The sequence below is a fragment of the Candidatus Woesearchaeota archaeon genome (assembly GCA_018675335.1).
Taxonomy (GTDB): Archaea; Nanobdellota; Nanobdellia; order Woesearchaeales; family UBA11576; genus JABJCP01.
Map to the genome: position 1 here is coordinate 346,885 of JABGYH010000007.1, position 12,508 is coordinate 359,392.

At 30.5% G+C, this 12,508-nt stretch carries 11 protein-coding genes and 2 tRNA genes; 10 read left to right on the forward strand and 3 right to left on the reverse strand.

Annotation, left to right across the window (positions count from 1 at the left end):
- Positions 1 to 65: 65 nt before the first annotated feature.
- The 7 genes from HN587_06035 (at position 66) to HN587_06065 (ending at position 5,609) form a co-directional block, all read left to right on the forward strand.
- On the forward strand, positions 66 to 803 hold the full coding sequence (locus tag HN587_06035; GenBank protein MBT7903395.1) for a serine protein kinase RIO: 738 nt from the start codon (positions 66 to 68) through the stop codon (positions 801 to 803).
- Positions 804 to 806: 3 nt separating this feature from the next.
- On the forward strand, positions 807 to 1,448 hold the full coding sequence (locus HN587_06040) for an RNA-processing protein (GenBank protein ID MBT7903396.1): 642 nt from the start codon (positions 807 to 809) through the stop codon (positions 1,446 to 1,448).
- 133 nt (positions 1,449 to 1,581) lie between these two features.
- Complete coding sequence (locus HN587_06045; protein ID MBT7903397.1) at positions 1,582 to 3,294, forward strand: DNA topoisomerase VI subunit B; 1,713 nt, start codon at positions 1,582 to 1,584, stop codon at positions 3,292 to 3,294.
- Positions 3,260 to 4,369 (forward strand): DNA topoisomerase IV subunit A, encoded by a 1,110-nt coding sequence (locus tag HN587_06050; GenBank protein MBT7903398.1) that lies wholly within the window; start codon positions 3,260 to 3,262, stop codon positions 4,367 to 4,369. Before HN587_06045 ends, HN587_06050 begins: the two co-directional genes overlap by 35 nt.
- Before the next feature lie 151 nt (positions 4,370 to 4,520).
- Positions 4,521 to 4,729, forward strand: a tRNA-Arg gene (locus HN587_06055).
- A 145-nt stretch (positions 4,730 to 4,874) separates the two neighbouring features.
- Positions 4,875 to 4,999, forward strand: a tRNA-Cys gene (locus HN587_06060).
- Between the two features lie 121 nt (positions 5,000 to 5,120).
- Positions 5,121 to 5,609, forward strand: a complete 489-nt coding sequence (locus HN587_06065; protein ID MBT7903399.1) for a TIGR00270 family protein — start codon at positions 5,121 to 5,123, stop codon at positions 5,607 to 5,609.
- Between the two features lie 49 nt (positions 5,610 to 5,658).
- Here HN587_06065 and HN587_06070 read toward each other — a convergent pair whose 3' ends face one another.
- Both HN587_06070 and HN587_06075 read right to left on the reverse strand, forming a co-directional pair.
- Positions 5,659 to 7,146, reverse strand: a complete 1,488-nt coding sequence (locus HN587_06070; GenBank protein MBT7903400.1) for a hypothetical protein — start codon at positions 7,144 to 7,146, stop codon at positions 5,659 to 5,661.
- 147 nt (positions 7,147 to 7,293) lie between these two features.
- Positions 7,294 to 8,856: a hypothetical protein gene (locus HN587_06075; protein ID MBT7903401.1), complete on the reverse strand. Its 1,563-nt coding sequence runs from the start codon at positions 8,854 to 8,856 to the stop codon at positions 7,294 to 7,296.
- A gap of 175 nt (positions 8,857 to 9,031) precedes the next feature.
- Between HN587_06075 and radB the strand changes: the two genes are divergently transcribed.
- On the forward strand, positions 9,032 to 9,712 hold the full coding sequence (radB, locus tag HN587_06080) for a DNA repair and recombination protein RadB (protein MBT7903402.1): 681 nt from the start codon (positions 9,032 to 9,034) through the stop codon (positions 9,710 to 9,712).
- Positions 9,713 to 9,797: 85 nt separating this feature from the next.
- Here radB and HN587_06085 read toward each other — a convergent pair whose 3' ends face one another.
- Positions 9,798 to 10,400: a 30S ribosomal protein S2 gene (locus HN587_06085; GenBank protein ID MBT7903403.1), complete on the reverse strand. Its 603-nt coding sequence runs from the start codon at positions 10,398 to 10,400 to the stop codon at positions 9,798 to 9,800.
- Between the two features lie 693 nt (positions 10,401 to 11,093).
- Between HN587_06085 and HN587_06090 the strand changes: the two genes are divergently transcribed.
- Positions 11,094 to 11,357: a hypothetical protein gene (locus HN587_06090; protein MBT7903404.1), complete on the forward strand. Its 264-nt coding sequence runs from the start codon at positions 11,094 to 11,096 to the stop codon at positions 11,355 to 11,357.
- A 154-nt stretch (positions 11,358 to 11,511) separates the two neighbouring features.
- Positions 11,512 to 12,468 (forward strand): replication factor C small subunit, encoded by a 957-nt coding sequence (locus HN587_06095; protein ID MBT7903405.1) that lies wholly within the window; start codon positions 11,512 to 11,514, stop codon positions 12,466 to 12,468.
- Positions 12,469 to 12,508: the final 40 nt, after the last annotated feature.

Genomic DNA, 12,508 nt, shown 5'->3' on the forward strand with positions numbered 1-12,508 from the left:
GGACTTCTTTAAAAATACACACAACAAACTAGGTTAAACTACCAAAATTCAAGTGAAATATTAAAATGGGAAAAATAACACGCGAAAAATTCAAAATTAGAGGAAATGTATTTGATGATTTTACAGAAAGACTCATATTCAAATTAGAAGGAAAATACTTCGATCACATAAAAAGTCCAGTATCAATTGGAAAAGAAGCAAACATTTTTACTGCCACCGGACTTGAAGAAAAAGACTCAGAAGATACAGAAGACGAGCGTAGACCAGTAATTCTTAAAATTTACAGACTTGAAAATTGCGAATTTAATAAAATGTATGAATATATCAAAGTTGATCCACGCTATTCCAACTTGAAAAAAAAGAAAAGAGAAATAGTATTTTCTTGGGCTCAAAGAGAGTTTAGAAATCTCCTCAAAGCACGAGAATCAGGCGTAAGAGTCCCAATACCAATACATTGTGAACGACACATCCTGGTTTTAGAACAAATTGGAAAAGACTGTCCCGCACCTAAATTAAAAGATCAAATCCCCCAAGATATTGCTAAATTTTATGACAAGGTCGCAGAGGAAATGAAAAGACTTTATAAAGGAGGACTGGTGCACGGAGATTTAAGCGCATTTAACATACTCAATGATTGCGAAAATCCAGTGTTTATTGACTTTTCACAATCAACCACCACCCAAAATCCAATGGCACGAGAACTGTTAGATCGAGATGTAAAAAACATTTGTGATCACTTCAAAAAAATAGGTTTAAAAACAGACGAACAAAACCTAAGAAAACAGATAAAAGAAGCTAAATAAAAAATGGAATTCCACCACGAAATCAAAATACCAAAAGAAAGAATCGCAGTCTTAATAGGTAAGTCTGGAGAGATTAAGCACGAGATAGAAGAAGAAACCAACACTAAAATTAACATAGACAGTAAAGAAGGCGATGTGAATTTAAGTGGAGAAGATAGTTTAGGCATATTTATTGCAAAAGATGTAATCAAAGCAATTGCCAGAGGATTTAATCCAGATCTTGCAAAACTACTTCTTAAAGGAGATTATACATTTGATATGGTCAATATTCAAGATTATACAGGCAAATCAAAAAAAGATTCATTAAGACTAAAAGGAAGAGTTATTGGAACTGAAGGAAAATCAAGAAGACACATAGAAGACTTAACCGAAACAAACATTAGCGTATATGGAAAAACAATTGCAATTATTGGCCGTGCTGAAGATACAAACATAGCAAGAAAAGCTGTTGAAAGTTTACTTGCAGGAAGTGCACACACTTCAGTTTACAAATGGCTTGAAAAAAAGAAAAAAGAAAAAGAAAGAAATAATTTTTTACAACATACAGAACCAGAAGAACATTTTAAAGAAATAAGCGATCTTGAAGAAGAAACTGATGAGGTGAGTTCTGAAAAAGATAACGATCAGGAAAATGACGAATCTTAAGAACGCAAAAAAATAAAAAAAGTTTAACTGAAAAAAAATAAAAATTTAACTAAAATTTATTGACTACAAAAAACAGTTAACTTTGAAAAAATCAAATTCATATTTCATTAAACAAAAAAAAAGGTGAATATCGATGTCTCAAACTAAACTAACAGAAACAGATCCAACAGGAGAAGGACAAACAAAAGCACACGAGATGGCAAAAAAACAAAGAGAAATCTCTGTTGCCGAATTCTTTGCAAAAAATCGACACTTACTCGGATTTGACAATCCAAAAAAATCACTTCTAACAACAATTAAAGAAGCAGTAGATAATTCTCTTGACGCATGTGAAGAAGCAGGACTACTTCCAGAAATTGCAGTCGAAGTAATACAAATGGGAGATAGTAGATTTAAGGTCGTAATTGAAGATAATGGACCTGGAATTGTAAAAAAACAAATACCCAACATATTCGCAAAACTTCTTTATGGAAGCAAATTTCATTCACTAAAACAACAAAGAGGACAACAAGGAATTGGAATCAGCGCATCAGTTATGTATGGGCAAATGACCACAGGAAAAGCTGCAAGAATAACCTCTCGAATCGGCGCAAACTACGAAGCGCATTATTTCGAATTAAAAATTGACACTCAAACAAACAAACCACTCATCCAAAAAGATGACATAATAGAATGGCACAAAGAAAGAGGGACAAGAATAGAACTTGACCTTGAAGCAAGCTATTCAAAAGGAGCACAATCAATTGATGCATATCTTAAGCAAACCGCAATTGCAAATCCACATGTCACCATAATTTATACCAATCCAAAAGCCGAACAAATAATTTTTCCAAGAGCAGTTGATAAAATGCCCTTAGAAGCAAAAGAAATCAAACCACACCCTTATGGAATTGAACTTGGACTTCTCATAAAAATGATAAGCTGGACTGCTAGCAAAACATTACAACATTTTCTCATGAATGAATTTAGTAGAGTAAGTTCTTCTGTTGCAAAAGAAATTTGCGAACATGCAAAACTCTTACCCAACACAAAACCAAAACAACTCAAACGAGAACATGCCGAAAAAATACTAAACGCAATCAAACAAACAAAAATTATGAATCCTCCAACAGACTGCATATCACCAATAGGATCAGATGCACTCGAAAAGGGACTCAAAAAAGAAATAAAAGCAGAATTTTATTGTGCAACTACCCGGCCTCCTTCAGTATACAGGGGAAATCCATTCGTAATTGAAGCAGCACTAGCATATGGTGGAGAAATGCCAAAAGACAAATCCATCAGAATATTAAGATATGCGAATCGAGTACCAATACAATACCAACAAAGTGCTTGTGCATCAACTCACGCAATAATGCATACTAATTTTAAAAATTATGGACTTCACCAATCAAGAAATTCAATTCCAGTAGGGCCTATGACTCTAGTCATTCACATGGCATCAGTATGGGTTCCATTCACATCAGAAAGTAAAGAAGCAATTGCGCACTATCCAGAAATCATCAAAGAAGTAAAACTTGCAATACAAGAATGTGGAAGACTTCTTGCAAGTTATGTTAACAAAAAAAATAGACTGCAAAAAGAAATGCAAAAAAGAAGTTACATTGAAAAATACATCCCTCACGTTGGAACCGCTTTAAAAAAATTGCTAGATCTAACAAAAGAAGACGAAGCAGAAATTGAAGAAATACTAAAAAAAATCCTCGAACAAAAAAGAGGAAAACTCAAAAAAATAGAAGCAGAAAATTTAGAGTATGATGAAGAATTTGCAAAAATTGGATCTGCAACAGTAGAAGATGAATTAGAGTCTGATGACGAAAATAACGGAGGTGAAAACGATGAGTGAAGTAATTGATAAAATTAAAAAAATAGCAACACAAGTACACCAAGAAATCAAAAAAGTAAAATCACCTTCATTATTCATGCCAGTAAGATCACTACAAAATGTAAGTTATGATCCAAAAGAAGGATACTTTAAATTAATCGGAAAAGAAAAAGAAAGAACACTTACTGCAACAACAGTAAAAACATTTGCTCAAACTCTCCTCATGATGGATGAGAGTAAAAACATAGTAAAGTCTGATGATATTGCCACAAAAAGAGAGATGTATTATATTTCAAAAAACTGGGGAGACGCTCGATTTAAAGAACAACCCGAATCAGACTCAGTAATGGACGACATAGAAAGCATGATGCTTGTTAATCGCGAACAACTAGGATTCATACCTGAAGAAAAAGGCGGCGATGTTGCAGGATCCCTTGTAGTCATTGACAAAGATTCAGAAACTGGGGATGAACTAAAAATTGATTGTACCAAATTTGGAAGTGGAGCATACTCAGTACCAAGTATTGTCGAACATTTAAAATTTGAAACCAAAGCTAAATTTATATTAGCCATCGAAACTGCGGGTATGTTTCAAAGACTAGTAAAACACGGCTATGCAAAAAAAGCCAATTGCATACTAGTTTCCATGGGAGGAGTACCAACTAGAGCTTGTCGAAGATTTATCAGGCGATTATCAGATGATAAAAAATTACCAGTATACGTTTTTACAGATGGCGACCCCTACGGGTTTTTCAATATTTATAGAACTTTGAAAGTAGGATCTGGAAATGCAGCTCACATAAACCAATACTTTTGCGTACCTAATGCACAATTTATTGGAATAACCCCTCAAGACATTATCGATTACAAATTACCAACACATCCATTAAAAGATGTAGATAAGAAAAAAATCAAAGATGTAATCAAAAATGACCCATTTTGTAAAGCACACAAAGAATGGCAAAAAGCACTCAAACAATTAGCAATGATGGGTAAAAGAGCGGAGCAGCAGGCACTTGCAAAACATGGACTAAACTTTGTCATAACTGATTATCTTCCAAAAAAACTCAAAGATCATACAACCTGGCTACCCTAAAAATAGCATAAAAAAGACTAGTAACTTTTGGTTGCTAAGAGAGGTAATAAACTGAGGGAAAGATCTAATACTTAATTTCTTTTTAAATTAAGTTAAATAAGATAATAATATTTATAAATGAACTGCTGTTTCTTGAAGAATAACTCAATACGGGCCCGTAGCCTAGCCTGGTAAAAATCATCACTCACTCTGAGAATAATATTTGAAGAGTTTACTGATTTTTAGGTAAATAGGGCAACAGCCTTCTAACCAAACAAACTAAAGTTTGAGAAGAGAGCTGTGGGTCGAGGGTTCGAAATGTTTTAAGCGCTAGGTAAAACCGACCGAAATGCTTAAACCTCGAAAGTCCCTCCGGGCTCGTTCATATTCACTTTTGAAAATAATTCTATTTAACCAAAGTACGTTTGATAAAATAAAAAAAAATACTTTAAAAAAACAAAAATATACTTCACGAAAACTATATAAATAAACACTTGCCCCAATTGGAATAAAATACGTTCAATTTGGTGGAGTCGCCAAGCCCGGTAAGGCGTTCGGCTGCAATAATTGGGATGATGAGCAACCAAAAATCATGGTTGTAATGATCTAGCAGATCCCGATCATTCGAGGGTTCAAATCCCTCCTCCACCTTTTTTATTTTTATTAAAAATATGTTTTGATTATCACATAAATTTAAACCAAATTTGAGGTAATTAACAAAAAAAAACCAAGTTCTACACAAAACGAATTAAAAAAAATTCAAGGTGAAAAAATGGCAAGTTGTGAAATGTGCGGACGCGAAGGAGACTTAACAGAAGTAGATGTTGAAGGAACAAACCTAGAAGTATGTAAAAATTGTTTAAAGTTTGGAAAACAACAAGTTAAACCTGCAGCTAAATTTAGTAGAGCGCCAAATAAATTTAATAAAACTCAAGGCAGATTTAAACAAAGAAGAACAATACGACCTGAAGTTGTAGAAGTAATAATCAAAGGATACGGCGACAAAGTAAGTAAAGTAAGATCAAAAATGGGTTTGACCCAAGAAGAATTCGCACGCAAACTTAATGAAAAAGAAAGCCTAATTAGTAAAATCGAAAATAATCAGTTCGAACCTAGCATAATCCTTGCAAAGAAACTTGAAACAATACTAAAAATTAAACTAATAGAAGTTCAAGAAGAAACAAAAGCCGAAATGTTACAACAAAAAGCAAGCGGAAAAGGGCTTACCATTGCAGATTTTATTAAAGTTAGAAAAAAATAAATTTGAAGTTTTACTAACACACACCAAAAACTAAAATTATTTATTTAAATTAATTTTCTGTAGTAATTAATACTTTCCAAATCTTAATACCTTGTTTAGAATAAATATTTTCAAATGTTTCTTTATTTCTTAATAAAAATAACAACCCTTCATCCGGTTTGATCCAAACTTTACCATCAGTCATTGTTTCATCAATATAAATATAATTAATACCATATTGAGTTAACAGAGTTTTTGCAGTTTCTAAATCTCTATTTTCAAAAATCGTTTCTGACACTTTTAGTAAAAAACTTTGATCATAATTAGATCCCGAAAATGAATCTGCGAATGCAACTCTTTTTGAAATCGACTCAATCCAATAACCATTATCGTAATGACTAAGAACTACTGAATGCGCATCAGAAGCATTTTCTAAAAATGTTAATGCGTCAATAGTTTCACTTGATGGTTCAAAATTAGTAACTCGATTCATAAAAGAAACTGAAGAAAATAATAACCCTAAAATAATTAAAAAAATAGATAATTGCTTAACAAAATCAACTTTCCATTCTCGCTCATATAACATAACAAATGCCATTCCTGCTGAAACTGCAACAAAAAATGAGATATAAAAATTAGCAGAAACGCCCACTATAAAATTTGCAAACAACAATAATAAAGCCGCTATAAAAAATATTAAAAATTGATTTTTGTGTTTCCAATATAACAAAACACCCATGCACGCAAGTAAAATTGTAAAACTACCAAAACCTGCAACTCCCCCTAAATCAGAATTTAATCCAATGAAAAAATCAGAGGAATGATTAAACAAATAATTAAGGAAATAAGGTGGTTGAACCGAAAAAGAAATTAATCCCACTACAAATGAACTAATCAAAAACCAATCTAATTTTTTACCAGTATAAAATACATATGCAAGTAAAAGTAATACCACAACTGCAGAATTAAAAAGAGTGAATGCTGCAACAAAACCAAATATTATTGTTGAAAGTATAAGAAACATCTTTCCTTCTTGAATAAATAAATAAAAGCCTAACAACGTCAGAAAAATAATAATTGAATGGGGATTTGAAAATGAAAATAAATAAACAAATGCAGGAGATATAACTAAAAAAATAAGAATTATTTGCCGAGTAAATTTTGGAAATTCAAAACTAATAAGAATTTTATTAAAAATAAATAAGGAAAGAATCCCAAATATTAAAGGTAAAAGTATTGAAATATACTTAAGTGAAAAAATAAAACCAAACAATGCTAAAAAAACATGATAAAAAGAAAAATACATGTTTCTTGAATGGAATGCTGAATCTTGAATTGAAGGTAAAGACTGAATGATATCTAATTTATCTGGAGACACCCTATCATAATCAATTAAAGACTGTGCTAAACGCGCATGATAATAAGGTTCTGACCCAATCATTAATGGTTCGTTATTAGCAAAACGTCCTGCGTAAGGCAACAATAAAAATATGATAAAAGCTGCAACTAAAAAAATCAATAAATTCTGTTTTTTCAAATCGATTTTAAACCAATCCATAAATAAACCACCTTAAACAATTAAATTAAATATATTTGTCATATTGAACTGTGAAACTTTTTTATTAAACATACGCATCAAACATAAGTATTAAACACAAATATGTAACATAATTATCAAACATAGCATAAATAGTTAACATAAAAATTAACCAAACTTACATTTAACCTCATATATTTTAATATCAATTATTGAATTATTAGTGGTCGCTAACTCAACTTCAGCAGGAATTGACTCTGACTCATAAACTAAAGGAAAACATTCTTTATCCACATATTTTATTTTTTTAATATCATAATCAAATTTAGTATGATCTGAAAAATAAATATAATCAACAGAATATTTCTGTAATAACTCTAATGCTTCGGATTTAAACAAAAACGAATACATCCCTTTAATATCATCAAAATAAACTGAAGAATCTTTAATTAATAAAAAGTTCATATCACCAACATTTTTTCTGTTAGAAATGCTCGCAATAAACTGTCCCTCACCTAATGTAGATAAAATAACTGAATCTTTTGGAGTATTTTGTTTGATCCATTCAAATGCCTCAAACTCTTCTTCGGATAATGCATTATCCATTTTTTTACTCGAAAACGCAAAACATGCTAAAACAGATGTGAGAATGAAAATAATCAATAATGTTGCTATGAAAACTTTTTTGAAAAACGCAAATTTTGTTTGTTCAAAATAAGAAATCAAAAAACGATATGCAGGACCTGCTAAAATAGATAAAAATAAACTCAATAAAATTAAACCAAGTTCTAATCTAACAAGTTTTAGCCAGAGTAAAATAGTAATTGCAAAAACAAACGATCTTAAAAGATAAACTTTCTTATCTTTATCTTTTAACATACACTTATACATCGAAAAAACTCCGAGAACGAAGGGTAAAATACCCACTGTTGTGAATGCTTCTAGAATTGATGTATCTTTAAAATATGAAAATAAAATTTGATGTGGAAAATTCTGCCAAATAACTGCATAACCATGAAATAAAAATGCATTTTTAAAGAAAATAAATTCAAACCAAATAACAAAAAAAGTTGCAAACAAAATTAATTCTAGCTCCAACCAATTAGTGTTTTTATACTCTAGTCTCATGAAAACTAAGTACAACAATAAACCAATAATTAAAAAGAAAATTATAGGCGAAACTAAAGGCACAATAAAACAAAGTAAAACAAAATAATAAATATATTTTTTTGATTGTGAAACTTTTAAGAAAAAATAGATCAGTAAAAAGAATAGCGGAACAGATAATGAATACACAGAAACCGAATTAACAGTCTCTGCAATATAAATCGGAATAAATGAACAAATAAATGCAGTTATAAGTGAATCTCTTCGATTACCCATAATCTCATACGCGATTAAATATGCGATGAATACAAATGTTGCTGCAAAAATATTTGGTAAAATTTTGGCAGTTAAAAAAGTACCAAAAAATAATGAAAAAAATGATAAAATATAATGAAACAACGGCGCAAACATAAAAAAACGACCAGAGTAAGAAAGTGAATCTTCAAATAGCGGAATTCCTGTTTCTCTTATGTGCTCAATTTGCCTTAAATTAAAATATGCAGACTCACCAGTAAAATGAGGTGATTGAAATGCAAAATAAAGACGAATAGATAATGAAATTACAAATAATCCAATTAACAAATATAAATACTTTTTTTGTGCTTTTGAAAGATTAAATTTCATGGTTTACACACATTTTACACACATAAGTTATTGACGCTAAAACACTTTAAAATAATAAATATTAATATCATTTCACTGCTTTAAAAAGATAAAAATCAAAGGGGTTTAAAAAACTTTGGCAAAAGACTAACTGAGAATGTAAAACTATTTAAACAGCAAAAAAAACAAAATAAATATGGAAAAAACACCCACAGGGAGCAATGTATTTGATAAATTACTTAATGGAGGCTATGAACTAGAAACACTCACAACCGTTTATGGTCCATCAGGCAGTGGAAAAAGTAACTTGTGCCATGTAAGTGCAGTTAATACCATACTAAATGAAAATAAAAAAGTAATTTATGTTGATACAGAAGGAGGATTTAGTTTAGAAAGACTAAAACAAATCACCCCCCGATATGACGAAATTTTGGAAAAAATAGTTATTTTAAAACCAACAAATTTTGAAGAACAAAAAAAAGCATTTCTTAAATTAAATAAATTATTAACCAATGAAGATGTCGGACTCATAATTGTTGACACAATTTCTATGTTATACCGACTTGAACTTGGCAAAACCGAAGAAACATACAGCATAAATCGCGAACTCGGAATACAAATTGCGCTCATAACTGAAATATGTAGAAAGAAAAAAATACCTATTTTAGTAACAACACAAGTATATGCAAATTTCGAAGAACAAAACCAAGTAAAAATCGTCGGCGGAGACATACTAAAATATGCAAGCAAATGCTTAGTAGAATTAAAAGTATTAAAACACGGACGAATGGCAATTCTTAGAAAACACCGAAGCATAAAAGAAGGACGCGAAGCATTATTTAAAATTGAAGATAGCGGACTCATAGAAATAATTTAAAATAAAATTCAGCAAATACTAACTCATATTAACGAAAAAATAACCAATAAAATTAAAGAAAAAAAGATAAAAAAAATATTAAAATTTATGTTTCACAAAAGTCATCAAAAGGCACATCTAATTCTTTACCTTGTTCTAGTAAACCTCTATGTCTCATATATTCTCTAGTTAAAATATGAAATAACAAACCTAAACTTTTCTTACCCTTATTATTACAAGGCATAACAAAATCAAGATTATTAGTTTGGTTGTTTGTATCACATAAAGCAACAACAGGAATACCTACCTTTAGCGCATCCTTAATTGGATTACGATCAGGCCATGCATCTACTGCAAGTAAAACTTTTGCTTCAATAAACTCATTCAAACTAGGATTTGTTAAAACTCCAGGAGGATAACGTCCAGGAAAAGCTCTTGATCCAGTAAGTTTTGCAAACATTCTAATCGGTCTCCACCCATTTTCACGCCTACTAACTACAACAATATCTTCAGGAGCGTAATTTGCGAGAAATTTCGCCGCGAGTGCTATACGTTCATCAATTTTTTGAAGATTAAGAACAAATAATCCATCAGGTCTTACTTTGTAAATGAAATTCTCCATATATTTAGTTTTAAATTTTGTACCAATATGAATACCTGCTTTAAGATATTGATCGATTGGAACTAATAATTGTTTTTGTTCAGCCATTTTAACTCCTCCAAATAATAATCCAAATAACTTTAATTTTTAATTAAATATGATATAAATCAGCTAAATTTAAATTAAAGCTTTAAATAACCACCTAGAAAACATAAAACGTTCTTAGCTACAGTATTATCGCCTTTGTAGCTTGAAAAGAACCCAGAATCTTTTTAAAAAGTCCTGCCATGTTCTTATCTAGGCAATAAAATCAAAAAATCAAAGGGGATTTATAAATGTTTGGGAGGGGTTAAACCCTGAATTTATGACCTTATCGTGCCACGCACCCTAAATCCCTTAAAATCAAATATGTTTATTAAAATTAAATTAAGAGTTTTTAAATATTTAGAAGATTTTGAAGAGGTTGAAGGGTTAGAAGAGTTTGAAGGTTTAGAAGTTGTGCAGTGATTTGTTATAAACCATATTTCGCACAAATAAAAAAATACCTCAAATATTACTAAGCTACTAATTGATTTTCACCAACACCAATAATTACCTCAAAACACGTTCATCAAACCTAATTGTGAAACCTTAATTTTAAACAATAAAAACATTTAAATATAATCTCGCTTTTATTTTTACTCAATAGTTTTGAAACAGATTTAAATAATCTCTTTAAAGCAAACCAATTATTAAGTTATAAATTTAATATAAATTCAAAAAAAATTAAAGTAATATAATACTACCAGAGGGGGACTTACCATGGCTGAAGACGAAAAAAAATTTTCAAAAGAACTTATAGGAAAAACAGTTGTTTCTAAAACTGGGAAAAAATTTGGCCAAGTTGGAGATATAGTATTCGAAACACGTAGCGGAGAACTAATCCACCTAATTCTTGCAAACCCAACACAATACATTGATAAACTTGAATTAGAAAAAGATAGAAAAGGAAACATCTTAATTCCATTTAGTGCAGTTATTGCAATGGGAGACTTCTTAGTAATAGCCGAAGAAGATATCATATAAACTAGCCCAATATAATAATAAATTTAAACTAAATTTTTTAAAATATTTTATTTATTTTTATGATCATTCTAACACCTATACGACAATTAAATTATATCTTGCGATTTAGTTAAAATAACAATATTTTTATAGTAACCCGTTTTCTTTATAACTCATGGTAAGCGACATATGGACTGAAAAATATAGACCGAAAAAATTCTCAGATGTTTTAGGACAAGACGAGATAGTAAAAAGAGTAAAAGCATTTGTAGAACAAAAAAGCATGCCTCATCTTTTATTCTCTGGCCCTGCAGGAGTTGGAAAAACATCACTTTCACTAGTTACAGTACATGAATTATTTGGCGACTCTTGGAGATCAAACTTTCTTGAATTAAATGCGAGCGATGAGCGAGGAATTGATGTAGTACGAAATAAAGTAAAAGACTTTGCAAGAACAAAAGCAATTGGAGATGTACCGTTCAAAATAATTTATTTAGACGAATGTGACGCACTTACAAAAGAAGCACAACAAGCGCTTAGAAGAACTATGGAAAACTACACTCAAACTTGTCGGTTTATTTTAAGTTGTAATTACTCATCAAAAATTATTGACCCAATACAAAGTAGGTGCGCAATATTTAGATTCAAACTACTTGCTCAAAAAGATATAAAATTATTAATAGAAGACATAGTACAAAAAGAAAATTTAACAATGGATGATTTAGCAAAAGATGCATTATACCAAATCTCTAATGGAGACTGTAGACGTGTTGAAAATATTTTACAAGCAAGTGCCGTAATATCCAAAAACATAACTGAAGAACTAATATATTCATTATCCTCAGTTGCAAAACCAAAAGAAATCAAAGAAATGATTCAATTAACACTTGATAACAATTTCTTAGATGCTCGAAAAAAATTACTAGATATAATGCTCAATTATGGATTATCCGGACTTGACATGATCAAACAAATACAAAAAGAAGTAATAAGCATGGATGTTGATGGTCGCAAAAAAATGCAAATGACTGAGATGTGCGGAGAGTTCGAATTTAGAATGACTGAAGGATCAGATGAATTTGTTCAATTAGAAGCATTAATTGCGAAATTTGTTTTAATAGGTTCTGAATAATTATAAACCTGCTTCTGACATATAATTGTTAAATTATGAA